Source organism: Bradyrhizobium sp. RDI18 (genome assembly GCF_043203335.1).
In the GTDB taxonomy this organism is placed as follows: domain Bacteria; phylum Pseudomonadota; class Alphaproteobacteria; order Rhizobiales; family Xanthobacteraceae; genus Bradyrhizobium; species Bradyrhizobium retamae.
This window is the reverse complement of sequence record NZ_JBICRN010000006.1, coordinates 340,492-365,858: the sequence shown is the minus strand read 5'-3', so window position 1 is coordinate 365,858 and position 25,367 is coordinate 340,492. Positions and strand designations below refer to the sequence as shown.

Here is a 25,367-nt window from a genome sequence, read left to right as displayed (position 1 = left end):
CACGGCATCGGGCCGGGGATGGAAACCTTGCGTGCTCTGACCGGCGGAAAAGGCGTCAGTGGCCGTCATGGTTGTGCAATCGTCATACCCCAGGGCAGTTCGCCGACCTGGATCGTCTTGATGACCTTTTGGGCTGCGACGTCGATCACCGAGACATCGTTCGATACGCCATTGGTGGTCAGCAGATATTTCTCGTCGGGCGTGAATGCCATGTGCCAGACACGTTGGCCCACCAGCAGATATTTGGTGACCTTGTGGCTAACGGCGTCGACGACGGCGACGCGATTGGCCGGGCCGAGTGCGACGAAAGCGGTCTTGCCGTCCTTGGTCATGCCGATGCCGACCGGCTGGATGGCTTCGCTTCGCAGGCCAGGAATTTCGAATGAAATCTTCTTCGTCACCTCCCGCTTGGCCGGGTCGATCACTGAAACAGTACCGCCGATCTCCGACGATACCCACACCTCGGAATTGTCACGTTTGAACTCGGCGTAGCGCGGGCGCGCATCGACCAGAACGTTGGCGACGATCTCGCGCGTCGTGGTGTCGATGAAATGCGCCATGTTGGTCGTCTCGGACGTATTGATCAGGATTTTGCCGTCCGGGCTGATCGCCATGCCCTCGGGTTCGACGCCGACCTGGATCTCGCCGAGACGGGCGCGCTTCTCGACGTCGATGATGGTCACCGTATTGTCGTTCTCATTGGCGACATAGAGAATCTTGCCGTCGGCATCGAGGGCGAACAGCTCGGGGTCCGGGCCGGAGGGCAGGGAATCGACGACCTCCTGCTTCGCAACGTCAATGACCTGAATGCTGTCGTCGTCGCCGACCGCGACGAACACAAATTTGCCGTCCCTGGTGAATTCGATGCCGCGTGGCCGCTGGCCGACCTTGATGGTCTTGATGACAGCCCAACTGTTCGTATCGATCACCGATACGGTGTTGCTCTTCTCGTTGGACACATAGGCGATGAAGGCCAATGCGGGTGTCGCCGCCGCGAGCCAGGCAGCCATTCCGGAAAACAGGCAATAACGCCAGATGCGCAATCCATCCTCCTTCAATTCAACTTGCATTTGGTTTCCGGTCGATCGACGCCAAGCGTGTCGAGCTCCGACACCTGGTGCAGGAATCCCTCCTGCGGCGAAACCGAGATCACCATGCGCCCATCGACCAGCAGGATCGGCTGGCGAAGCTGCAAATTCCAGTCCCGCAGCGTCAACCGCCGGCCTTTGAACGCAGCAACGGAAAAGTCCTTCCCTTTAAGAAAATCCGACACCGCCTTTGGGTCGCCGGACTTTGTGCGCGACGCAGCTTCACCGACCATGCGTGCTGCCGTCCAGGCCTGCATGTCCAATGCGCTCATGTGTCGCGAGTTCAGTTTGGCGAACCGACTCTGAATCTGGATCGCGCCCCACTGATCCTGTGCTGCGTGCCAACTGGTCGGAACGAGGCCCGCCGAGCCGGCAACCGGGCGCGGATCCCAGGTGCGGTAGGGCAGGTAGGACGCGAACACCTCGCTTTCGTCGGCTGCCACGAGGACGTCATAGGCCGGTGCTTGCTGGGTGAATACCGGAATTTGCCGCTGGATCAGGGTGACGCCACTGTCTGTGCGGCGCGCGCCGCCGGTATCTTCAAAGGTTCGCTCCTGAACGATCTTGGCGCCAAAGCGCGTGGCCGCGCGCCGCAGTGCGTCGGCGTAGAGCTTGTCCTGATCATGCGAGCCGACCACGAGCAACCAGCGCTTCCATTGCTTCCACACCAGATATTGCGCGAGCGCATCCGCAAGCATCGAGCGCGTCGGCGCGACGTGGATCACGTTGCCGCGGCAATCCTGCTCGCGCAGACGATCGTCGATTGCTCCGGCGTTCAATAGCAACGTCCCACGTTCGCGAAGCGCGTTGGCGGCCTTCAGAAGGTCGTCTGCCGGAAGGTCGGCAATGATGAAGCCGGCGCGCTCGGCAAGCGCCGCCGCCGCCTTCGCGACGTCCTCATCGTCCTTGAGCCGTACCTCTTCCAGCGTGAAGCGCTGATTGAGGAACTTGCCCGTGGTGTTGTTGTCCTCGATGGCGAGGCGTGCGCCGGCAAGCCCGTCGTTCTCCGCCGGCAGTTCGACGAGGGACAATTTCGCCTTGATGCCGGCGCGGCCAAGATAGCCGACGCCGATCTCGATAGGGGCGGCCGCGAGCACGGAGGTAGCTGCAATGCTCAAGCCGATCGCAGCGACCAAGCATCGGATCATGGCTTCTCCCTGACAGGTCTTCTCGACTTGATATGGAAGACCTTTGGCTTGAACCATGACCGAATTGTCTCGGCTTGCAACTCAATTCTGTTGCGCGCCGGCTTCGCGACGTGTCAGCCCTTCAGGCGCGCGGCGTGCCAACGCAGATGATCGGCCATGAATGTGGAGATGAAGTAGTAGCTGTGGTCATAACCGGGCTGCCGCCGCAAGGTGAGGGGGATTTTGGCCTTCTCGCATGCGCCTTGCAGCAACTCCGGGCGGAGTTGTTCGGTCAGAAACTGATCGGCATCGCCATAGTCGACCAGCAGATCGGGTAATCTGGCGCCGTCCTCGATCAGGGCTACCGCATCGTGCTGGCGCCATGCTTGCCGGTCGCTGCCGAGATAACCGCCGAGCGCCTTGATGCCCCATGGCACCTGCGAGGGAGCGACAATCGGCGCAAAGGCACTGGCAGCGCGGTAGCGGCCGGGATGGCGTAGGGCGATCGTCAGTGCGCCGTGGCCGCCCATGGAATGGCCAAGAATGGATTGCCGGCTTGCATCGACAGGAAAGTTTTCGGCGACCAGTTTTGGCAGTTCCTCCGTGACATAGCTCCACATGCGGTAATTGCGGACGAACGGCTCCTGCGTCGCATCGACATAGAAGCCGGCGCCAAGCCCGAAATCGTAGGCATTGGCGGGATCGCCCGGCACCCCTTCGCCGCGCGGACTGGTGTCGGGCGCAACGAAGATCAGGCCGAGTTCGGCGCAGGCGCTGCGGAATTCGCCCTTTTCCGTCACGTTGGCGTGGGTGCAGGTCAGGCCTGAGAGATACCAGACGACCGGCAGCCTGGTGCCGGCGGCGTGCGGAGGCACATACACCGAGAACGTCATGTCGGTCCGCGTTTCGCGGCTAGCGTGCCGGTAGACGCCTTGCGTTCCGCCATATGCCTTGTTCAGTGAAACCGTCTGCATGCTCATGGCCTTGCTACTCCGGCGCCGTGCGGCACGCTTATGCCAATGCCACTTTCGATTGCCAGCCGCACCAGTTCGGCGGAAGTTCGCACGCCGAGCTTTTGGCGCATGATCGAGGATGTATTAGCAACCGTTTTGTACGAGGAATGAACCAGCCACGCGATCTCGGAAAGACTCTTGCCCGCGCTGAGCAGGCGCAGGATCTCCATCTCGCGCGAAGTCAGTTTTGCAAGCGGGCTGCGAGCGTAAACGGGTCCGGCGAATGCGATGCTTCGCGCAATCGCGGAGGGCAGATAGACCCCGCCCTTGCCGACTTCACGGATGGCCTCGACCAAATCCTGCGGATCGCCTGTCTTCGCGACATAGCCCTTGGCGCCGATCTCGATGGCCCGCGCGGCGAAGACGGGATCGTCGTTCATGCTGAACATGATGATTCGTGCCGACCCAGTGCGCGCAAGAATGCGCCGCGCCAGTTCAAACCCCGAGACGGTCGGAAGGTTGATATCGATCACGCAGATATCGGGACGTTCGGCGACGAAGACGCGTTCGCCGCTCTCCGCGTCGGCGGCCTCCAGCAGCACGACCTCCGGTTCGTCGGCAAATACGGTGCGGCAGCCCGAAGCAACGATGGGATGATCGTCGACGATCAGTACTCGCATGGCATCGATCCCCGATAGCTGCTTCGCTCGTGTTGCTGCATCGCGTCAAGCTGCATCGACATCGGCGCGAGCCCGGTCATGCAACGCCTGCGAGATTGCTGTAGGCTTCAATCTGATCGTCGGTCTTTCGACTGTCAACGGTCCTCTCGACGAGGAACTGATTGCGACGCGATTGGGGCAAACCTCATGTGGCAGAAATTATCGTTGCGTGGGCGGATCAATTTGCTGCTGGCGCTGGGTCTCACGCTCGGTTTGGCCATCAATATCGCGCGGCTGGTGGTGGAGGCCGCGCCCCGTGTCCGGGCCGAAGATCAAAGTGTCATCCGGCTGGCGCGCGAATTCGTGGAGACGATCGTTCCCAGCCTGAACGAGGCGACAGATCCGGAGGCGCGGCTGAACCAGATCGTGCACGACCTCAGCAGGCTCCGGCACGTCAGTATCACGCGGCAGGGCGATGCAACCGTGGCCGAGCGCTCGGGCGATGGCGGCGACGAACGATCGCCGCCGGCATGGTTCATCGCGCTCGTGCATCCCGAAACGACCACCGTAACCGTACCGATCACGATCCACGGAAAGCCGCAGTCGCTCCTGATCGCCTCGCATCCGAACGACGAAATGGCCGAAATCTGGGACGGAATCGTTACCCAGCTAGCGGTTAGTTCCGCGCTCGCCATCGCGCTCTTTCTGGTGACGATAGTCGTGGTTGGCCGCGCGCTGGCGCCGCTGCAGGCGCTTTCGCAGACCATGGCAAACATCGAGGCCGGGCACTATGGATCACGCGTCGAGCCCGGCGGCACGCCGGAACTGGCGGCGATCTGTGCCAAGCTGAACCACCTCGCGGGCGCCCTTGGCGAAGCTGTCGAGGACAAGCGGCGGCTCGCCGAGCGCACGGTCTCGCTGCAGGATATGGAACGCAAGGAGATTGCGCGCGAGCTGCATGATGAGTTTGGGCCCTATCTCTTTACGCTGCGTGCTCACGCTGGCGCCCTGATGCGGCTAGCGGAGGACGGGCGCGCGCCGAGCGCGGATGCGTTACGCAAGCATGGCACCGCAATCATGGAGCAGATCAACGCACTCCAGCAATTCAATCGCAGGATACTGGAAAAGCTGCGGCCCGTTGGACTTGCAGAGCTTGGACTGCGCGAGGCGCTCGGCGTGCTCTTGCGTTTGTGGCGTGAGTCCCGTCCCGATGTAACCATTGACGCGAACATTGCGAACGCGCCGGACGAGACTGGAGAAGTCACGGACTTGACGGTTTACCGCATCGTTCAGGAAGCCCTGACGAATGCCTTCCGCCACGCCGACGCGACCGCTGTCAGCGTCACGGTGGAACAGGCTGCAGGAATGCATGGAAGTCGCGCCTGCGCCTTGGTGCGCGTCAGCGACAACGGCCGCGGTTTGGCGCCGGATCACAAGCTCGGTTTCGGCTTGATCGGCATGCGCGAGAGAATACTGGCGCTGGGCGGGACACTGAATGTGGTCTCCGGCAACGGGGGCCTCACGGTAGAGGCGGTCGTTCCCCACGGATCGCGCTGAGGCGGCGAAGCGACGGGCGGGAATTTTTCCCGGTTTCTTCGGGAAGGAGGACATCTGGGAAGCCCGACCTTTTGCGGCTAGCGTGTGTCGATGTCTTCTCACTAGTATCGTCCGCATCGCACCGGCATCGCCAATGCGCCGGAATGTAGTGGGGGGTGGGGACATGGGCGTACGCGTACTGGTGATCGGGACAATCTCACTGTGCCTGGTTCCCGGGATCGACCGTGCCGAGGCCCAAACCGCATCTGGCGAGAGTGAGGTCTTGCCCGCCATCGAGGTAGTCGCCCCGCCGACATCAGCCAGACCAGCGGCCAGGCCAGCCCGCGGCACTACCGCGCCTCGGGTCACCCGTAACGTGCGCAGAGTCTACGTCTACCCGACGGCGCCTACGCCGACGGCGCGATCCGGAATGGACGTCGACAAGGTGCCAGCGGCGGTCAATGCCGTGGGTGCCGGGCAGATCGCTCGCACCGACTCGCTGAACATCGCTGATGCATTACAGCAGCGGGTGCCAGGTATCGTCCTCAGTGATACGACTGGAAATCCATTTATGCCCGACGTGCAATTTCGAGGTTTCGTGGCATCTCCGGTCTCCGGTACGCCTCAGGGGCTTGCGGTTTATCAGAACGGGATGCGCATCAACGAAGCGTTCGGCGACACCGTCAATTGGGATTTGATCCCGACCGCCGCGATCAGGTCGGTCACCGTCGTAACCAACAACCCCGCATTCGGTCTCAATGCCCTCGGCGGAGCCGTCAACGTACTGATGAAGGATGGCTTCAATTATCAAGGCGCTGAAGTCAATACGATGGGTGGATCTTTCGGACGGATCCAGAGCTCGGCACAGTATGGCAAGCAGATCGACAATTTTTCCGTCTATGGTGCGCTCGAAGGCGTGCGTGACAATGGCTATCGGAATTTCTCGGAGTCGGCGATTCGCCGGTTTTACGGCGACGTCGGATACCGGACCGACAGCAGTGAATTTCACCTCAACGTGGGCGTCGCCAAGAACAATTTCGGCGCCGCGGCGGCGGTGCCGGTCGAACTGCTCCAGAGATATTGGGGCGCGACCTATACGACGCCGCAGACCACGGACAATCGCGTTGCCTACGCCAACCTGACCGGAAAGGTCGAGGTGACGCCGACCTGGACGATCGAAGGCTCGGCGCGCGTCCGGGCATTCCGGCAGAAGACAGTGGACGGAAACCCGACCGAGACGGTGCCGTGCGCCGCCGATCCGGGGCTGCTTTGCTTTAACGACGACGACGTGGCAGCAAATGGCCTTAACGGCGTCCAACTCGCAAATCCGTTCCCTGACACGGCGGTGTTGGGGCAGATCGACCGGACAACAACCCGTTCGACGACGACTGGCGCGACCCTGCAGGCCACCAACACCGACCAGTTGTTCGGACATAACAACCAGTTCATGGTTGGCGCCAGTTTCGACTCCGGCGTTACCCGCTTCGGGGCCAGCGCGGAACTGGGCACGATCGGCTCGAACTACGTCGTCAGCGGCAGCGGCATATTTCTCGGGCGGTCTGGCGAGCCTGTATCCATCGGCCCGGTCTCGCTCCGCGCCACCAACCAGTACACCGGCCTCTATGCACTCGACACATTCGACGTGACAGACGCGTTTTCAATCTCGGGCGGCGGCCGATTCAACTATGCAAACATCGTCCTTCAGGATCTGATCGGCACCGACCTCAACGGCAATCACACGTTCAGTCGCTTCAATCCGATGATCGGCGGCACCTACAAGATCACGCCGGGCTTGACGGCCTACGCGGGATACTCCGAAGCTAATCGCGCGCCGACGCCGCTGGAGCTCGCATGCGCCGACCCTGCGCGCCCCTGTATCGCTGCGGCATTCCTGATCGCGGACCCGCCGCTGAAACAGGTCGTCTCTCGCACCATAGAGGCAGGTTTCCGCGGAACGCAGGAGCTGAATATCGGAACGCTTGGGTGGAAAGTCGGCGCGTTCCGCGCGACCAATGCCGATGACATCCTGGCGATCCCCAGTCCGGAGTTGCAGGGATTTGGCTATTTCCAGAACGTAGGCCGGACGCGCCGCCAGGGTGTCGAGGCTCAGGTCAATCTGACGTCGAAGACGCTGCAACTTTATGCCAGCTATGCCCTCGTGGATGCGCGCTTCCTCGACCCCCTGACGCTCAACTCCCACAGCCCGTTCGCCGATGCCGATGGAAATATCCAGGTTCTGCCGGGCAACCGAATTCCGGCGATACCCCGCAACCGGGTCAAGGTTGGCATCGACTATTCGGTCACGGACGCCTTCAAGGTCGGTGGCGATGCATTGTTCGTCGGCAGCCAGTATTTTGTCGGCGATGAATCCAATCAGGCAGCGAGGCTGCCAGGGTATTCCGTTTTCAACGTGCACGCCTCGTATCAGATCAACAAGACGTTCCAGCTCTATGCCCGCGTCGACAACATCCTGGACCACCGCTACGCGGTTTACGGGACGTTCTTCGAAAAAGATGACATCCCCAACTTCGCCAATGGCGGCTTAGAGTTCACGGACGCCCGCTCGGTCAGCCCGGCGCGGCCGCGCGCATTTTACGCGGGCCTGAAGGCAACTTTCTAGAGAAGGGGAAGGCGCAAAAGGCGGCTCAGCGATGATGCGCGGCAGAGTGTTCAGCTTGCCGCGCCACCGGGATGTTCTCGTCAGGAAACATCCGGCGACGGATCGACGCAGTGCGCCTTGTGGATCGCGGACGGAACGAAGCCAAAATGCTTCCGGAACACGCGGCTGAAGTGCGACGAACTCGAAAAGCCCCACGAAAACGCGACATCGGTGATCGTCTTTCCGTGCTGGGTCTCCAGCTCCTGCCGGCAGTGCAGCAGTCTCGCCCGCCAGATGTAATCGCTGACGGTCATGCCCTTGTCACTGAACAGCATGTGCAGATAGCGCTTGGTGCAGCCCAATGCCGCGGATATCTGGTCGATGCAAAGATCCGGGTCGCGCAAATGTTCGCGGATGAAGGCTTGCGCGCGAATGTACATTGCTTCGGGACCGACGCGATCGAACATCGTGTCGGCCTCGCGCAGCGGTAACAGCAAGAGATCGATGAGCGAGTCGGCGACGCCGATGGCGTTGTGAGGCGACAGTCTCTTTGCTTCGTCAAACGCGGTGTGCACGAAGTCGTAGGCGATACGGCCGGTGCCGTTGCGCGCGGAGAGCTTGCAAGGCAACATTTTCGCCGTGCGGAAGCCGCGCTCGTGAAGCAGCTCCTTCGGGACGATCACGACCTCGTGCCGGGTCAATGAGGGGCTCACGATGGTGTGCGGACAGGAGACATCATAGGCAAGACAATCGCCAGGCATGATATCGATGCGGCGGCCGTTCTGTTCGAAATGCGAGATGCCGTAGGTCTGGAACAGTATCTTGACGTAGGGATGTTCGCTCAGCTTTGTGCCGGAGATCGTATGCGCGATACGATGCTGGCTCGCCTCGATCTGACAGAGTTTGAGCTGCGAGACGGTCGTGTAATTTATCCGCCCCTCCAGCGAGGAACCTTCCAGCGGATCGACATCGAACTGGCCACATAGATCGGTCAGTGCGTCTGACCAAGTTTGGATCTGCTTCTTCGGCGCTAACCCGGAAGTGCTGAGTGAACGAACTGTATCAGGCATTGCCCAGCCACCGATTTGAGAACAGACTGCAACCTCCGCCGAGGCGTCGGTCAGATGGTCGCGACATTTGGCCCCAATTTAGGCAGTCGTCAGGAAAGCGCGCAGATTCTTCCCAATATCCCTTTGACAATCCTCCAACTTAGTTTCGGCGGCGTCAAGGGAAACCTAGACCGCGAGTCGCGCAGGGAAGGCCGTGGGAACACGCCCCACGGCATGATGCTTCGCAGCATCACGGCAGAGCCGAAACAGCGCGCCAGCGCGAAATTAAAAAATTCAGTTGGGTTTCGCTATTGAGCAAGCGCGCTTCGCTCTTGGGCAAGTTTCCCATCTCCGGGCGGGATAGGAATAGGGACCAATAATGGAAGAATGGGCCGTTTCGGCGGAAACCCAAAACTCGTATCTTGGAGGAAACCACTATGCGCAAGGTGCTATCCGCAGCCTGTCTTGGCGCTATGGCGACATTCGTTGTCGGCGTCGCATACGCCAACGAAGAACTGATCAAGATGTCGCAGAACCCAAAAGACTGGGTGCAGCCGGCCGGCGACTACGCCAACACACGCTACTCGAAGCTTAACCAGATCAACGCATCCAACGTCGGGAAACTCCAGGTCGCCTGGACCTTCTCGACCGGCGTGCTGCGCGGCCACGAAGGCGGCCCGCTCGTCATCGGCAACATGATGTACGTCCATACGCCGTTCCCGAACAAGGTCTATGCTCTTGACCTTTCGCAGGACAACAAGATCGTCTGGAAGTACGAGCCGAAGCAGGATCCGAACGTCATTCCCGTGATGTGCTGCGACACGGTCAATCGCGGCGTAGCCTATGGCGACGGCAAGATCTTCCTGCATCAGGCCGACACCACCCTGGTCGCCCTCGATGCCAAGACCGGCAAGGTGGAGTGGACCACAAAGAACGGCGACCCCGCCAAGGGCGAGACGGGCACTTCTTCGCCGCTGGTCGTCAAGGACAAGGTTCTAATCGGTATCTCGGGAGGCGAGTTCGGCGTGCATTGCCACGTCACGGCTTACGACCTCAAGAGCGGCAAGCAGGTCTGGCGCGCCTACTCGGAGGGGCCGGACGATATCATCAAGGTGGATCCCGTGAAGACCACCGAGCTCGGCAAGCCGGTCGGCAAGGACTCGAGCCTCAAAACCTGGCAGGGCGACCAGTGGAAGATTGGTGGCGGCTGCACATGGGGCTGGCTGTCCTATGATCCCAGCCTGAACCTCGTCTACTACGGCTCGGGAAATCCCTCGACCTGGAATCCGAAGCAGCGTCCCGGCGACAACAAGTGGTCGATGACCGTCTTCGCGCGCAATGCCGACGACGGAATGGCCAAGTGGGTCTACCAGATGACGCCTCACGACGAATGGGACTATGACGGCGTCAACGAAATGATCCTCACCGATCAGCCGTTCAATGGCCAGCCTCGCAAGCTGCTGACCCACTTCGACCGCAACGGGCTCGCCTATACGATGGATCGCGAAAGCGGTGAACTGCTGGTGGCCGAGAAGTACGACCCGAAGGTTAACTGGACCACCGGCGTCGACATGAACAAGAGCTCGCCGACCTATGGTCGTCCCAAGGTCGTCGATCAGTATTCGACGGAGAAGGGTGGCGAGGACAAGAACACCAAGGGTATCTGTCCGGCCGCGCTCGGCACCAAGGACCAGCAGCCGGCAGCCTACTCGCCCGATACGCAACTGTTCTATGTCCCGACCAACCACGTCTGCATGGACTATGAACCGTTCAAGGTGAGCTACACCGCGGGTCAGCCTTACGTCGGCGCGACGCTCTCGATGTATCCGCCCCAAGGCGAAAGCCATATGGGCAACTTCATCGCCTGGGACAACAAGGGCAAGATCGTCTGGTCGAACAAGGAGCCGTTCTCGGTGTGGTCGGGTGCGCTCGCTACCGCCGGCGGCGTGGTGTTCTACGGAACGCTCGAAGGTTACCTCAAGGCGGTCGATGCCAAGACGGGCAAGGAGCTCTACAAGTTCAAGACCCCGTCCGGTATCATCGGTAACATCAACACCTATGAGCAGGGCGGCAGGCAGTATGTGGCCGTGCTGTCCGGTGTTGGCGGCTGGGCGGGTATCGGCCTTGCCGCAGGTCTGACCGAGCCAACTGAAGGCCTCGGCGCAGTCGGTGGCTACGCCGCGTTGGCCAACTACACCGCGCTCGGCGGCACGCTCACGGTGTTCGCGCTGCCGCAGTAAGTGCTAACTTCGTTCCGACGCGTGGCTCGTGCCACGCGTCGGTTCGTCTGCCATCGAATATTGAGGACAATCTCTTGCGTATAATCTGGTTGTTGGCGGCCACTCTCGTTTTGATGGCCTCTGGAAAGCTCGTTCTAGCCGATGACGCGGTCGATCCGAAGGCCGTCAAATCCGAGGACGGAAAGTATTTCGACAAGGAAGGCAGTCCTACCTTCAATGTCGGAGCCGACGGTACCGTGGATTGGTACACTTATTCGGGATTTCGCCGCTATCATTCGGAATGCCATGTCTGCCATGGCCCTGACGGGATGGGGTCGACCTACGCGCCGGCGCTAAGGGATTCGCTGAAGACGATGAGCTACGGCGACTTCGTCGGGGTCGTCGCGAGCGGCCGCAAGAACGGTAACTCCGTCATGCCAGCCCTCGGCGATAACCCCAATGTCGCCTGCTACATGGACGACCTTTATGTGTATTTGCGTGCCCGCGCCCATGACGCCGTCGCGCGCGTTCGTCCCGCCAAGAAGGAAGACAAGCCCGAGGCGTACACCGAGACAGAAAAAGTCCTGCATGGGAAGCAAGTGATCACGCCGAACATGCGAGGTTCACGGTCCTGGTACGTCCGTGCAGCGATTTGAAAAGCAAATGTGGAGCTTAAGATAAAAGCAAATGTGGAGCTTAAGATGAAGACCCGCGCCGCTGTCGCGTTCGAAGCCAAAAAGCCTCTTGAAATCGTTGAGGTTGATCTTGAGGGCCCAAAAGCTGGCGAGGTTCTCGTCGAGATCAAGGCGACTGGAATCTGTCATACCGACGCTTACACGCTTGACGGATTCGACAGCGAAGGAATCTTTCCTTCGATACTCGGTCATGAGGGCGCGGGCATCGTCCGCGAAGTCGGGCCGGGCGTAACGTCGGTCAAGGCCGGCGATCACGTGATTCCGCTCTACACGCCGGAATGTCGCCAGTGCAAAAGCTGCCTGAGCGGCAAGACCAATCTTTGTACTGCCATTCGCGCCACGCAGGGTAAGGGGCTGATGCCTGACGGCACCTCGCGCTTCAGCTATCAGGGCAAGCCGATCTTCCACTACATGGGCTGCTCGACGTTTTCGAACTTTACCGTGCTGCCGGAAATCGCGGTGGCAAAGATCCGCGAGGACGCGCCCTTCGACAAGAGCTGCTACATCGGTTGCGGGGTGACGACGGGCGTTGGCGCCGTGGTCAATACCGCCAAGGTGACACCGGGCGCCAACGTCGTCGTTTTCGGCCTCGGCGGCATCGGCCTCAACGTCATCCAGGGCGCGAAGATGGTGGGCGCCGACAAGATCGTCGGCGTCGACATCAACGATTCCAAGGAGGATTGGGGCCGCCGTTTCGGCATGACACATTTCGTCAACCCGACCAAGGTCAGCGATATCGTCCAGCATCTGGTCGGGCTCACCGACGGCGGAGCCGACTACACCTTCGACTGCACGGGAAACACCACCGTGATGCGGCAGGCGCTCGAAGCGTGCCATCGCGGCTGGGGCGTTTCGGTCGTGATCGGGGTCGCTGAGTCCGGCAAGGAGATCGCCACCCGGCCATTCCAGCTCGTGACCGGCCGTGTCTGGAAGGGCACGGCCTTTGGCGGCGCGCGCGGCCGCACGGACGTGCCGAAAATCGTCGACTGGTACATGAACGGAAAGATCGAGATCGATCCGATGATCACGCATGTCCTCAAGCTTGAGGAGATCAACAAGGGTTTCGACCTCATGCACGAAGGCAAGTCGATCCGTTCGGTTGTCGTGTTCTGAACTTCAAGCACAAGGAGGATAGGCCTATGACTGTTCATATCCACCCATCGATTGACAGCGGCGTAAAGCAGGGCTCTGGCAACTTCGCCGGCGGCACCCTGGTCTGCAAATGCGCGGACAGGCCAGTCAAGGTCGCCATTAAGGGCGACGTGGCGCACAACCACGCCTGCGGCTGTACCAAATGCTGGAAGCCCGAAGGGGCGACCTTCTCTGTCGTCGCCGTCGTCCCGCGCGACAACGTGAAAGTAGTCGAGAACGGCGACAAGCTGCAGATCGTCGACCAGGCGGCGGCAATTCAGCGTTATGCCTGCAAGGCCTGCGGTACGCATATGTATGGCCGGATCGAGAACACGGGGCATCCGTTCTACGGGCTCGACTTCATCCATCCCGAACTGTTCCAGGAAGGCGGATGGGCAGCTCCTGGGTTTGCCGCGTTCGTGTCGTCCGTGCTGGAGTCCGGTGTTCAGCCGAATGAGATGGATGGCATCAGGGCCCGGCTGAAGGAACTCGGACTGGAGCCGTATGATTGCCTGTCGCCGCCCTTAATGGATGCGATCTCAAGCCACGTGGCCAAATCCAAGGCCAAGGCTGCTTGAACAAGGCGGCTTGGAGCGGGCACCGGCCTGAGCTCGCACGATACCAAAAATTGCGCTGATGGCGGTCGCCGTCAGCGCAACGCGCTCTAACAGTACGGCGAGGCGGTCCCATGGCTTTCCGTTGGGCCGACGGGTGAGCAGGCCTGCTGGCCTCCAGTCTTCAGCGATCGGGGCCGGCGGGGCGTCCCGCGCCTAATTCCCAGACATCGAAGTCTTCGCGCTGTCGCCGTGCCGCCACGGTTGTTGCAGGCCGTGCAATCGGCTGCACCTGACCGATCCCTGATTTTGCATGCTGCGGTGCGGTGGCCTGTCGTGGCTGCGGCGATGCTGGAGACGGACATTCCCCGGGAGGTGTTGACCCATTGAGCGGTTCCCTTCTATGGACGGTGCTGACCGCATAGATGCTCGCGAGGATTCCCACGATGCCAATCGTCACAGACGCCGCCTTCATTCTGCCCGCCGATTTCGCCGGTGCCGCGCTGATGGGGCGCGCCTGGCGTCCCGATCTTGCCGGCCCTTCGGTGGTCGCGATCCGCCAGGACGGCGTGTTCGACATCACCGAGGACTTCCCCACCGCCAGCCAGCTTGCTGCCACGGCCGATCCGGCCGGAGCGCTGCGCGCCGCACGTGGCGAGCGCCTTGGCGCACTGCAGGATATCTTGAACAACACGCCGCCCGACACCCGTGATCCGACCAGGCCATGGCTGCTCGCTCCGATCGATTTGCAGGTGATCAAGGCTGCCGGCGTCACCTTCGCAGTGTCGATGCTGGAGCGGGTGATCGAGGAGCGGGCGCGCGGCAATCCGGATTCGGCCGAAGCGATCCGGGCCGAAGTGACGCGGATCGTCGGCACCGACCTGTCACAACTGAAGCCGGGTTCGGCCGAAGCGCAGCATGTGAAGGACGTGCTGGTTTCCCAGAACGCCTGGAGCCAGTATCTCGAGGTCGGCATCGGGCCGGACGCCGAGGTGTTTACCAAGGCGCCCGTGCTGTCCGCGGTCGGTACATGCGTGGATGCGGGCCTGCATCCGAAATCGACCTGGAATAATCCGGAGCCGGAAGTCGTGCTGGTGGTGGCGAGCGATGGGCGCATCGTTGGCGCCACGCTCGGCAACGATGTCAATTTGCGCGACTTCGAGGGGCGTTCGGCGCTGCTTCTGTCCAAGGCAAAGGACAACAACGCCTCGTGCGCCATCGGGCCGTTCGTGCGGTTCTTCGACGCGAGCTTCACGCTCGATGACGTGCGGAGAATGGAGATATCTCTGGAGGTGAAGGGGCCGGAAGGCTTCGTCCTGCACGGCGCCTCCTCGCTGACTCCAGATCAGCCGCGACCCGGCCGACATCGTCGGGCAGACGATTAACGAGAACCATCAATATCCCGATGGCTTTGCGCTGTTCCTCGGCACGATGTTCGCGCCGATCCAGGATCGTGCCGCGAAGGGGCAGGGGTTCACGCATGTCGAAGGCGATTTGGTGACGGTCGCCGCGCCGAAACTTGGCCGGCTGACCAACCGGATGCGTCACAGCGGCGATTGCGAGCCCTGGCAGTTCGGCTTGGCCGATCTGTTCGCCGCATTGATGCGCCGTAAAGGCGTCGGCCGAAGCAGCAATAGCAGATAGAAACGCGTTGGGAATCTATGCGCAAGTGGACAGGAAGATAGTCGGCAGAACCGTCCACGCGATCCCAAGAAGCGAAAGCAGGATCAGGAGGCGTGATACGCCATGCAGGAACCGAGAGCTGCCGAGGCTCTGGGCGTGCCGGGCATTACCGCGATGGAGCGTCCATGCCGTCAGGAGGAGGGCGGTTAAAGCTGCGGCAGTGGCAAGAGTGATCGTCCAGGTCATCATGGTCGCCGCTGCGGCCGCTGGTCCAATGCAGATCAGCGCTTCGGCGGCGTAGACGGTAGTCAGATGCAGAAACCAGATAAGGGGCGGAGCAAGCACCTGCAGAAGATCGCCAGGTGATGGCTTGATAGTGTCGCTCATCCTGCAAGCCTCGGAAATCCGTGCACGAGGAGAAGCCCCAGCAGGCCTTGGCCGACGGTGTAGTGATATAGCAGGCCCAGATTGTCGAAGACCACGCGTCGTTTTCGATCAAGGCGGCCAGCGAAGCTCCGCGCAATCGCAAATCCCGTCATGGCCAGAACCGCAAGGGCTAGCTGCCCCTGCAGGAAGGCAGCCATATAGACCATCGCACCATGCGCATCGGATTCCGGGCGTAGCCCGGCCCACCATTGCGCGAACACGTCGATCACCAGCGCGCCTGTAAGCGCGGCCGCGGCGAGACCGGCAAGTCCCACGAAAGCGCCACTGCCGCGAGACCTTCCGGGCAAAACACGTCGGGCGATTTCGAGGGTTGCACTGCCAAAAGCAAGCAGCAAAGCCGATACGGCAGGGTATGCGATCGGCGCCAGCGCTGAAAGCCTCGGCCAAACCTGCGGTGAGACAGTCCACAAATAGAGGTAGGAAAACACATAGGAGAGGTAAAGCGAGCCGGCGACCAATAACAGGACGATCATGGCCCACCAGGCATGCGACAATGAACCGTTTGCATAGGTAGGGAGCTTGAGGTTCGCTCCGATATCGACAGGCGGCAGCGGCTTCAAGTCGCTACCCCACATCCACACCACCGTCATCGCAATTCCGAGCAGCCCGCAGATCAGCGCAGGTACCACCGCCTTGACGGTGAGCAGCATGAAGAAGGCAGCCGTGAATACCGCCGCGAAGAACGGCGTCCAGCCCGGGCCGGGAAGGCGGAGCAGGTATTGCGGTGTCGCATCGAAGGGCGAGGTGACGATGGTTTCGCGCAGACCGGTGATCGAGCCGGGCAAGAAATGCCGTCCGTCTTCGATCTCCCTGGCTAGCTGCGGATGATGCCACAGCGGGTATGCACTGGTTACGGCCGGAATGCTGCGCAGTCCATAGACATTATTGGGCAGCCACTCGAGGGTTGCTGCTCCCCAAATATTGCCGGCTGTTTTCGACATGGCGGGACGCAGGCTTCGAATCATGTCGACCAAAAACATGGCAATGCCGGCGGCGAGCAGAAAGGCGCCGATCGTGGAGATCATGTTCAACACGTCCCATTGCATAACTGCCGGATAGGTATAGACGCGCCGCGGCATCCCCATCAGACCAGTGAGGTGCATCGGAAAGAACGCGACGTTGAAGCCCGCGAACATCAGCCAGAAGATCCACTTTCCAAGTCGCTCGGACAGTGCGAGACGGCTGAATGCCGGCGCCCAGTAGTAGAATGCGGCGAACAGCGGGAACACCATTCCGCCTACCAGTACGTAATGGAAATGCGCGACAACGAAATAGGTATCGTGCGCCTGCCAGTCGAACGGGACCATGGCTACCATTACGCCAGTGAGGCCGCCGAGGCTGAAAATCAAGAGGAAGCCCAGCACGAACAGGGACGGCGTTGTCCACCGTAAGCGGCCTGACGCGATTGTCGCGATCCACGCAAAAACCTGAATTCCACTGGGTAGCGCCACCGCCATACTGGCGGCCGAAAAGAAACTAAGCGACAGCGCCGGAATTCCGGTGGTGAACATGTGGTGGACCCACAGGCCGAAGCTGAAAAAGCCGGTTGCGATCAGCGCCACGACGATAAGTCGATAGCCCACAAGTGGTGTACCGCACATGGTCGGCACGATCATCGACACCATGCCGGCAGCCGGCAGAAAAATGATGTATACTTCCGGATGTCCGAAGAACCAGAAAAGATGCTGCCAGAGCAACGCGTCGCCGCCCCTCGCGGCGATGAAGAAAGGCCAGTCGAACGCGCGTTCCAGTTCGAGCAGCAGCGTGGCCAGGATCACGGCCGGGAATGCGAAGACGATCATGCCGGCGAAGATCAGCATCGTCCACGCAAACATCGGCATCTGGTCGAGGGTCATGCCGGGTGCCCGGGTGCGCAGCACTCCGACGATGATTTCTATCGCACCGGCGATCGCTGAGATCTCGATAAATCCGATACCCAGGAGCCAGAAGTCCGCCCCCGGTCCGGGCGAGAACTGCGAACTGGTCAGCGGCGGATACATGAACCAGCCGCCCGATGGCGCGAGGTCGAAGAACAACGTGCTGAAGAAGATCAGCCCGCCGACCAGATAGGCCCAGAACGCATAAGCGCCGAGTCGCGGAAAAGGCAGGTCGCGCGCACCGAGCATCTGGGGAAGCAAAAGTATGCCCATTGCCTCGACGACGGGAACGGCGAACAGAAACATCATCACGGTGCCATGCATCGTGAAGATCTGATTGTAGGCTTCCTGGCTGAGAAAGGTATTGCTGGGCACCGCGAGCTGAAGGCGCATCAGCAGTGCGAGAATGCCCGCCAGCAGGAAGAACAGAACCGCAGTAGCGGTATAAAAAAAGCCGATCACTGTGTTGTTGACGTCGGTGGCAATACGCCAGCCTCTAGGCGAAGCCCATATTGCTTCGAGCTGAGCCAGTTCCTCGCTTGGCCGGGGTAATGTGTTTGGGTAGGAGGCTGCGTCAACCATCTAGTCTGCTGCCTTGAGGCTCAGAAGGTAGAAGGCAAGCGCCTCCAGTTGCTGTGGCTGCAGGACGCGAAACTCAGGCATCAAATTTCCGGGTTTGACGTGCTGGCCATCGACAATGAAGCGCATCAGGTTTTCGCGGGTCAGCGGCAGGGTATCGATGCCGACTGAGCGTCTCGCGCCGATGTGCGTCAGATCCGGACCGACCGAGCCTGCGGCGGCGGTGCCGCGCACCGTGTGACATGCGCCGCAGCCGGCGGCGAGGAAGATCGATCTTCCGTGCAGGCCGATGTCGGTCTGAGGCGTCGCAGGCACCGTCGCCGCGCGCTCGAGCCAGGCCGCATAATCGGATGAAGACATAGCGATCACGTCCATGGCCATGAGGGCATGGGCCCCGCCGCAATATTCGGCACATTGTCCGCGATAGATTCCTGGGCGATCGACAGTGAGCTGCAATTGGGTCGTGCGCCCCGGGATCATGTCGACCTTTCCACCGACGCTCGGCACCCAGAAACTGTGAATGACGTCAGCGGCCTTGAGTTTCAATGTGACCGGAGATCCAACCGGAATGCGAATTTCATTGGCGCTGGCAATCCGTGAACCAGCAGGAGCATGGTACGTGACGCGCCACCACCATTGCTCTCCGACCACCTCGATGCTGACGGGGCTGCCACCGTGGGGCAGGTTGAGGTGCGAACGCATCACCCAAACGCCGTAGACCAGAAGCACCGTCAGCGTCACGGCAGGAAATGCGATGCCGAGCCAGATCACGGTGCTCTCTCGCGCCAGCGCTTGGCGTATTCGCAATGGCCCGCGGATGGCGAGCATTAACGTCACGATCACGAGGACGAGCACGAATGTCCCGAACCCGAACAGAAACCAGGCTACTTCCGCAATCTGCACTGCCTGGAGACTGCTCGGATTCATCACCGATTGAACATCGCTGGTACAGCCGCCGAGAAGCATCGAGGCGCCGAGCAGGTACCAGAATGGTCGAGCCCGTATCATTTATTCTCTTTCGAAGCTGACGCGCTTATCGACGCAAAATAGGCCGCGACATCGTCGATCTGCTGCTCGTTTAGAGACCGCGCGATAGGCGCCATGATCGGATCGGTTGCTGAGGAGGATGTGACTCCCTTCCTCCAATTCCGCAGCCTGTTGACGATGTAGGTGGCATGCTGTTCCGAGAGACGCGGATAGACGTTGAGCGCTGACGTGCTGTGACAATCCATGCATGCGGGGATTTTTGCATTCGGATCCCCCCGCGTCGCGAGTTCGCGGCCACGCTCGACGGCCGCAGCGTTCTCCAATCGGTTCGGCGCGCCCGGCCGCGCAAGTCCCGCGTAATAGCGTGCTACCCGCTCGCGTTCGGCGGGGGACAGTCCGCTCGCCACCGGCTGCATGATGCCGCTCGCACGGCGGCCTGCGGCGAAGTCTTCCAGCGCCGCAATCAGAAACTCGGCGGGCTGGCCGTGCAGCACCGGCACCAGTTGGCTCTTCGGTCCGCGGCCGTCCGCACCATGACAACGCGCGCAGGCGCTCATCGCCCCCGACGTATCCTCAGTGGTGGCGATCTCTCTTCCAATCTGCGGTCGAATTGATAAGCCGCCAAGCGCCAATTCGCGATAGCCTGCCGCATCAAGGGCGGGAAGTTGCCTGAGGAAGGCGACTATTGCCCATACCTCGTCGTCACGCTGTGCCGCGACCCAGGCCGGCATGCCGGTGTATTTGATGCCATGTTTGACAATCCAGAACAGCTCCCGATCGCGCCAATCCCGCACCGCCTTCGAAAGGTCAGGTGGAGGAGGCAACATGCTTTGCGCGATCGGATCGATCGGAACGCCTGGTGCGCCGTGGCAATAAGCGCATCCATTGTGGAAATGAGCGGCGCCGAGTGCCGAGAGATCGTCGCTGTAGGTTTGCGGGGCCTCGATGCCAAGCGCGTGGGTCGTTACGGAATTACGCATTCCGAATGTAAGAATGGCATTGGTCAGCGCGAAGTGGCCTCGACTTGCCGCAACGCTGTAAAGACCGGACCATGCGAAGAGAAAGCCGCCGAGCACGATTGCGATCATGCCATAGAGAATGAAACGGATGGTTCGTATCAGGCGTGGGCGTGAAACAAGGGGCATCGCTAGCGGCCGATGGTGAGCCTGCCGTCCGGCATGGGAGCCGCCGATATTTCCGCGCGTGTTATTAACTGCACGGTGATGATCACGGCCGCGACCAGATAGCTGAGTGGACAAGCTGTGATCATGAGCAGGCCGGCTAGATGTTGATCCTCCAGCGCGTGATGCGATGAGAAATGTTCAGCAGCGCCAGCAAAATGGTCCGCGAACCCATAGAGTGTTCTCGGCGCGAAGATGAGCAGCGCCGCAGGCAGACATGTCAGCTTTCCAGTAAGCAGAAGCGCCGGAATTGTCTGCCACCGCGGCGCGGCGGACGTTGTCAGCAGGGACAACCAGAAGAAGAGCGCAGCTAGCAATAGAGCTGCGTGGAAAGTCAAACCAGCTGCCGGAGACTGGAGGAGAAGGTGATGGACCGCGGGGGAATGCCACGTCCCGAGCAGAACAATCTGGGCGAAAGTCGCGGTCCAGAGCCAGAACGGTCGGGTGCCGCCGATGTGCCGGCGGGTAACGATCAACGCGGCGACCGAGGGCGCGATGATATTCATCGACGTGATATGCAGCACCATATGGGTCGAGAAATGACCAAGATCGTAAACCAAAAGCACCGCCGCCCCAGTCAAGAGAACGGCAGTAGCGCTCGCAATGGCGGGACTGGTCATCCGGACGTTCAACGGTCTGGCTTATCGCCCTCAACAGGCATCAAAACATCAAGTCCAAGTTCCCAAAGATGTTCCCCCTCGCGCGGCACCGCTTGGCGCAGCAGCAGCGCACCTAAAGGAACTTACGGAACAAAACGGCATTGAAGGATGCGGCGTTCATGGCTCGCAAACGCGAAGCAGGAGCATGATATGGCTCGGAGATCGATCTGGACGCGGTACGGGTTCGCCTGGGTCACCGGGGCTTTATTTCTGATCACGCTGACCGGTCACTGGATATTCGGTTGGTATGCCTACGCGAACGAGCAGCTTGCGCTCAAGCAGCCAGTTGAAGTCAGCGACTACACCATGCAGATGATGCGTGACATGCTGGAGAACTGGCAATCTGAGTTTTTGCAGTTGCTTTGGCAGGTTGCAGGTCTGGCCATTCTATTGCACGTCGGCTCGCCGCAATCCAAGGAGGGCGAGGACCGGATAGAGGCCAAGATCGACGCTATATTGCTTGCTGTGGAGCCGAAGAAGGGCGACACCCTCCTGAAGGAAATCGATGACGAGTATGAAGGGCGTCATACGGACTCCGGCTTTGTACGGAAGCTGGAGCGTCTACATAGCTGAGCCCACCGTCGGGCGGCCGCACGTCTGGTGCATGTCGAGCTCGCATAGCGGTATGATGTCCGTGAGCCTATCAGGTCAGCCGCGGGCTCGGCTCATGTGAGCGGCATCGCTCTCGGCGAGAGTGACGTGCCCTGATTCCTTGTTGTACGATCCCGATCAACGACAACCTGGGATTTATCTGCAATGGCGAAAATCAGGATCGGTCTGGCCGGCTGCGGCTTCGTGTCCGAGCTGCACATGCATGCCTATCGGCGCGTTTATGGTGTGGATGTCGAGGTCAGGGCTGTTGCAGCGAGGGGCAGTTATGTCCTCGAGTTTGCCAATCGTCACGATATCCCGGCGGTGTACCGCAGCTTTGGCGATCTGATCGCCGACAGCGAGATCGATGTGATCGACATCTGCACGCCGCCCAACTTGCACACTTCAATGATTGTCGATGCGATGCAGGCCGGCAAGCACGTTATCTGCGAAAAGCCGTTCGCCGGCTATTTCGGCCGGAATGGCGACAAGGCGCCGATCGGCAAGCACGTGCCGAGGGCACTAATGTATGAGCGCGTGCTGGACGAAATGGCGGAGACCCGCGCGGCGATCAACAGGACCGGCAAGCTTTTCATGTATGCGGAGGACTGGATTTACGCGCCGGCGGTGACCAAGACCGCCGAGATCCTCAAGGCCACGAAAGACAAAATCCTGTTCATGAAGGGGGAGGAGAGCCACTCCGGCTCGCACGCGGCGCACGCCGCGCAATGGGCGATGACCGGCGGTGGCTCGCTGATCCGGATGGGATGCCATCCGCTCTCGGCGGTGCTTTATCTCAAGCAGGTTGAGGCGAAGGCTCGCGGCGAGACGATCGGCGTTGCGAGCGTGACGTGTGACGTCGGTAACGTCACGGCTATCCTCAAACCGGAGGAGCGGACCTACATCAAGGCCAATCCGGTCGACGTCGAGGATTGGGGCATGCTCACGGTAACCTTCTCCGACGGCACCAAGGCGACGGTGTTTTCCGGCGACATGATCATGGGTGGCGTCCGCAACCTGATCGAGACCTATACCAGCGGCGGCTCGCTGTTCGCCAACATCACACCGAACACCCACATGATGAGCTACCAGACCAGCGAGGAGAAGCTCGCCGGCATCTACATCACTGAAAAGGTCGACCGCAAGACCGGCTGGCAATATGTCTGCCTCGAGGAGGAATGGACGCGCGGCTATACGCAGGAAATCCAGGACTTCATGGAGTGCGTCGCCAGCGGCCGGCAACCGCTCTCCGATCTGGCGCTGGCCTTCGAGACGATCAAAGTCAACTACGCCGGCTATTGGGCGGCTGAGGAAGGACGGCGCGTCACGCTGTGAGCCGTGACGAGATGAGGTCGAATACTATAGCCGCAAACGAACTGCGCTCCCTCTCCCGCCCTTCGCGGGGGAGGGTTGGGGTGGGGGTGCCGCCGCGAGTCGCAATGTTCGCAAGCGGGAGAGGTGAGACTTACGCCGCGTAGACCGATGACTTCGGCAGCGGGAACACTGGATCCCGCGTCCTGATACTGGTGGGCCAGACCACCGAGATATGCTCGCCGGCATTTTGCATCACGACCGGGGTCGAGCGCTCGTTCTGGCCGGAAAGCGGCGTGCCGGGCCGATAGAATTTCACGCCGTAGCCCTGGATAGTGCCGCCCGGCGGGATGTCCACGTCGAGCGCCGCCTTGCGAACCGCTTCGGGATCGAAGCCGCCATATTTCTCCTTTGCGACGGGCAGCACGTTGTTGAGCAGGATCCAGGTCTGGTTGAAACCCATCGAGCAATGCGGCGGAACGTCGGTCGCGCTGGTTTTTTCCTTGTAGCGCGCGACCATGACCTTGGTGAGATCGCCGATCCCGGGCGCGAGTTTCGCGGGATCGAGCAATTGGGCCGGCACCGGATCGATGTTGCAGAAATTGTCGATGTCCGCGCCGAAGGTCGCGCGCAACTTGTCGAGCTGGCTGTAGCCTGCACCGGCGCCGAACAGCATCTTGAACTTGAGGCCGTTCTCGCGCGCTTGGCGCAGGAACAGAGTGATGTCCGGATTGTATCCGGCATGGGAAATCACATCAGCCCTGGCGCGCTTGATCTTGGTCACCAGCACCGAGAGGTCGGGGGCGGATGCAGAATAGCCTTCCTTGAGCACGACTTGCAGGCCGGCCTCCTTCGCATAGGCTTCGTCGGCCACGGCAACGCCGACCCCGTAAGGGCCATCCTCATGAATCAGCGCGACCTTGACGTCTTTGGGCTCCATGCCGAGCTTGGCTTTAGCGTGCTCGCTGATGAAGCTCGCAAAGGCCTGGCCATACTGGTCGGAATGAATCTGTGCGCGGAAGACGTATTGCAGGTTCTTGTCCTTGAACACGGCGGTCGAAACCGCAGTCGTGATCCAGAGAATCTTTTTCTGCTGTTCGACCTTGGCTGAGAGCGGGACCGCGTGCGAACTCGCATAGACACCGTTGATGATGTCGATCTTCTCCTGGTCGATCAGGCGATTGGCCTCATTGATCGCCACATCCGGCTTGCTCTGGGAATCGGCAGCGACGGGGACAACCTTGTACTTGCCGCCGATGCCGCCTTTTTCGTTGACGAGATCGATGGCAATCTGCGCGCCGGTCGAGGAGGCGACCGACCCGCCCGCGGCAAAGGGACCGGTCAAGTCGTAGATCAAGCCGATGCGCACTGTCTCGGCTTGTGCCTGCGCGCGGGTCCAATCGAAGCTGAATGCAGCGGCGGCCGCCGCAGAAGTCTTCAGCAGTGTTCTGCGTGAAGTCGGCATCGTCTCCTCCCACTGAATTATTATTATCGCCGGGACTGGTTCTTCCGGTTTTCAGTCAAGTATTTGGAGAATACGGCGAGAAGTCAACCTGCGCGCATGCTCGTCATGGGCCGCTTGTGGCAGCGCAAACGTGTGGTCGGGCGGGCGCGAGGCAGGGCTCAGAAGTCCAGCGACTCCCATGAGACCACCAGGCTGACGCCCCGTATTGAAGGGACCGATACCGAACGCGAGGTTGCGTTCACGATTACAAACCGAGTGGTGTTGAAAACAAAGGCCGCACTAACAAAATTTGTCCGCTGCCTCTATTTGGCCGAGTTCAGCCTTTCAGTTTGTCAAATCATCGCGCATCCGCCATCACTCCATGGCATCAGTGCAGAAAGCGAGACGAAAATGTCATCGCCTTCAGATCAGACTCGGCGCACAATCATCCTGACCGCCCTCGCAACTGCGGTGCACGCATCGGCGCCTCGATCGGCCGCTGCCGAGGAGGACGCCCCTGGCAGCGACCTGCGACCTCAAAAAGCCGACGTCCTGGTGTTCGCCGAAGGGGACCACGCGGGCGAAGTGATCAAGCCGCAGGATCTAACACCCGGCGGACCAGCCGTGCGCGCTTGGCCGAAGGATCCCAAAACCTCAGTGGTCCGCAAAGGCTCGCGGTTGAATGAGGTGGTGGTCGTAAAGCTTGATCCAGCCGAACTTGATGACAGCACGCGCCCGCGGTCGGCTGACGGCATCGTTGGCTATTCGGCAATTTGTTCCCACGCCGGGTGCCCGATCACGGCTTGGGGAAAGGCAGCGCAGGGCGAAAAGGACGTCCTTAAATGCGTTTGCCATAATTCCGAGTTCGATCCCCGACAAAGCGCGCAAGTGGTGTTCGGTCCGGCGCCGCGGCGCCTCGCAGCACTTCCCTTGGCGGTCGCAGACGGCTCGCTCACGGTGGCTGGAACATTCGTTGGAAAGGCAGGAGCACAGCAAGGAGGGTGACGGCGGCCTGCATCAGATGCGCACAACTGAAAAGAGATAAAGAAAAACAAACA

General features: G+C 60.8%; 21 protein-coding genes and 1 pseudogene. 11 read left to right on the top strand and 11 right to left on the bottom strand.

All coding sequences use genetic code 11. The features are described from left to right. Nucleotides 1-65: 65 nt before the first annotated feature. The 4 genes from ACFXS9_RS02600 to ACFXS9_RS02585 form a co-directional block, all read right to left on the bottom strand. Entirely contained in the window at nucleotides 66-1,070 is a 1,005-nt protein-coding gene (locus tag ACFXS9_RS02600) for a YVTN family beta-propeller repeat protein (RefSeq protein WP_392684816.1), read from the bottom strand. Beyond that, entirely contained in the window at nucleotides 1,055-2,236 is a 1,182-nt protein-coding gene (locus ACFXS9_RS02595; protein WP_392684813.1) for an ABC transporter substrate-binding protein, read from the bottom strand. The genes ACFXS9_RS02600 and ACFXS9_RS02595 overlap by 16 nt, the downstream gene beginning before the upstream one ends. 113 nt (nucleotides 2,237-2,349) lie before the next feature. Beyond that, on the bottom strand, nucleotides 2,350-3,195 hold the full coding sequence (gene fghA / locus ACFXS9_RS02590; protein ID WP_392684810.1) for an S-formylglutathione hydrolase: 846 nt from the start codon (nucleotides 3,193-3,195) through the stop codon (nucleotides 2,350-2,352). Further along, entirely contained in the window at nucleotides 3,192-3,848 is a 657-nt protein-coding gene (locus ACFXS9_RS02585; protein WP_392684807.1) for a response regulator, read from the bottom strand. The genes fghA and ACFXS9_RS02585 overlap by 4 nt, the downstream gene beginning before the upstream one ends. 186 nt (nucleotides 3,849-4,034) lie before the next feature. Between ACFXS9_RS02585 and ACFXS9_RS02580 the strand changes: the two genes are divergently transcribed. Continuing rightward, on the top strand, nucleotides 4,035-5,384 hold the full coding sequence (locus ACFXS9_RS02580) for a histidine kinase (RefSeq protein ID WP_392684805.1): 1,350 nt from the start codon (nucleotides 4,035-4,037) through the stop codon (nucleotides 5,382-5,384). Nucleotides 5,385-5,793: 409 nt separating this feature from the next. Then, a complete protein-coding gene (locus tag ACFXS9_RS02575) occupies nucleotides 5,794-7,983 on the top strand; it encodes a TonB-dependent receptor (protein WP_392684802.1) in 2,190 nt (729 codons plus the stop codon). Nucleotides 7,984-8,063: 80 nt separating this feature from the next. Here ACFXS9_RS02575 and ACFXS9_RS02570 read toward each other — a convergent pair whose 3' ends face one another. Continuing rightward, nucleotides 8,064-9,032 carry a helix-turn-helix domain-containing protein gene (locus ACFXS9_RS02570; RefSeq protein WP_057847777.1) on the bottom strand — a complete coding sequence of 323 codons (969 nt, stop codon included), beginning with the start codon at nucleotides 9,030-9,032 and terminating at the stop codon, nucleotides 8,064-8,066. 54 nt (nucleotides 9,033-9,086) lie between these two features. Between ACFXS9_RS02570 and ACFXS9_RS02565 the strand changes: the two genes are divergently transcribed. From ACFXS9_RS02565 to ACFXS9_RS02540, 6 genes and pseudogenes are all read left to right on the top strand, one after another. Next, nucleotides 9,087-9,326, top strand: coding sequence for a hypothetical protein (locus ACFXS9_RS02565; protein WP_392684799.1), 240 nt, complete (start codon nucleotides 9,087-9,089; stop codon nucleotides 9,324-9,326). 122 nt (nucleotides 9,327-9,448) lie between these two features. Beyond that, a complete protein-coding gene (xoxF5, locus tag ACFXS9_RS02560; protein WP_392684796.1) occupies nucleotides 9,449-11,251 on the top strand; it encodes a lanthanide-dependent methanol dehydrogenase XoxF5 in 1,803 nt (600 codons plus the stop codon). 113 nt (nucleotides 11,252-11,364) lie between these two features. Beyond that, nucleotides 11,365-11,886 (top strand): c-type cytochrome, methanol metabolism-related, encoded by a 522-nt coding sequence (locus ACFXS9_RS02555; protein WP_392684793.1) that lies wholly within the window; start codon nucleotides 11,365-11,367, stop codon nucleotides 11,884-11,886. 45 nt (nucleotides 11,887-11,931) lie between these two features. Further along, complete coding sequence (locus ACFXS9_RS02550) at nucleotides 11,932-13,038, top strand: S-(hydroxymethyl)glutathione dehydrogenase/class III alcohol dehydrogenase (RefSeq protein ID WP_065748431.1); 1,107 nt, start codon at nucleotides 11,932-11,934, stop codon at nucleotides 13,036-13,038. A gap of 26 nt (nucleotides 13,039-13,064) precedes the next feature. Beyond that, entirely contained in the window at nucleotides 13,065-13,634 is a 570-nt protein-coding gene (gene gfa, locus ACFXS9_RS02545) for an S-(hydroxymethyl)glutathione synthase (RefSeq protein ID WP_392684789.1), read from the top strand. Between the two features lie 422 nt (nucleotides 13,635-14,056). After that, nucleotides 14,057-15,254: pseudogene (locus tag ACFXS9_RS02540) on the top strand (fumarylacetoacetate hydrolase family protein). 15 nt (nucleotides 15,255-15,269) lie between these two features. Here ACFXS9_RS02540 and ACFXS9_RS02535 read toward each other — a convergent pair. From ACFXS9_RS02535 to ACFXS9_RS02515, 5 genes are read right to left on the bottom strand one after another with little or no spacing between them, the layout of a single operon-like run. Continuing rightward, complete coding sequence (locus ACFXS9_RS02535) at nucleotides 15,270-15,620, bottom strand: hypothetical protein (RefSeq protein WP_392684786.1); 351 nt, start codon at nucleotides 15,618-15,620, stop codon at nucleotides 15,270-15,272. After that, nucleotides 15,617-18,139 (bottom strand): cytochrome c oxidase subunit I, encoded by a 2,523-nt coding sequence (ctaD, locus tag ACFXS9_RS02530; RefSeq protein WP_392684783.1) that lies wholly within the window; start codon nucleotides 18,137-18,139, stop codon nucleotides 15,617-15,619. Before ctaD ends, ACFXS9_RS02535 begins: the two co-directional genes overlap by 4 nt. Further along, nucleotides 18,140-19,102, bottom strand: a complete 963-nt coding sequence (coxB, locus tag ACFXS9_RS02525; RefSeq protein ID WP_392684780.1) for a cytochrome c oxidase subunit II — start codon at nucleotides 19,100-19,102, stop codon at nucleotides 18,140-18,142. It abuts the gene before it with no gap. A gap of 38 nt (nucleotides 19,103-19,140) precedes the next feature. Then, a complete protein-coding gene (locus ACFXS9_RS02520) occupies nucleotides 19,141-20,268 on the bottom strand; it encodes a c-type cytochrome (RefSeq protein ID WP_392684777.1) in 1,128 nt (375 codons plus the stop codon). Nucleotides 20,269-20,270: 2 nt separating this feature from the next. Continuing rightward, the gene (locus tag ACFXS9_RS02515; protein WP_392684774.1) at nucleotides 20,271-20,924 is read right to left on the bottom strand and encodes a cytochrome c oxidase assembly protein; all 654 of its coding nucleotides are present in this window, start codon (nucleotides 20,922-20,924) and stop codon (nucleotides 20,271-20,273) included. A gap of 189 nt (nucleotides 20,925-21,113) precedes the next feature. Here ACFXS9_RS02515 and ACFXS9_RS02510 point away from each other — a divergent pair, with 189 nt between their 5' ends. Next, on the top strand, nucleotides 21,114-21,536 hold the full coding sequence (locus ACFXS9_RS02510; RefSeq protein ID WP_392684771.1) for a DUF6766 family protein: 423 nt from the start codon (nucleotides 21,114-21,116) through the stop codon (nucleotides 21,534-21,536). A gap of 183 nt (nucleotides 21,537-21,719) precedes the next feature. Beyond that, nucleotides 21,720-22,889, top strand: coding sequence for a Gfo/Idh/MocA family protein (locus ACFXS9_RS02505; protein WP_392684768.1), 1,170 nt, complete (start codon nucleotides 21,720-21,722; stop codon nucleotides 22,887-22,889). Nucleotides 22,890-23,019: 130 nt separating this feature from the next. On the opposite strand, the gene ACFXS9_RS02500 is transcribed toward ACFXS9_RS02505, so the two are convergent. Continuing rightward, the gene (locus ACFXS9_RS02500) at nucleotides 23,020-24,330 is read right to left on the bottom strand and encodes an ABC transporter substrate-binding protein (protein ID WP_392684765.1); all 1,311 of its coding nucleotides are present in this window, start codon (nucleotides 24,328-24,330) and stop codon (nucleotides 23,020-23,022) included. Between the two features lie 96 nt (nucleotides 24,331-24,426). Between ACFXS9_RS02500 and ACFXS9_RS02495 the strand changes: the two genes are divergently transcribed. After that, nucleotides 24,427-25,314, top strand: a complete 888-nt coding sequence (locus ACFXS9_RS02495) for a ubiquinol-cytochrome c reductase iron-sulfur subunit (RefSeq protein WP_392684763.1) — start codon at nucleotides 24,427-24,429, stop codon at nucleotides 25,312-25,314. The last annotated feature ends 53 nt before the right edge of the window (nucleotides 25,315-25,367 follow it).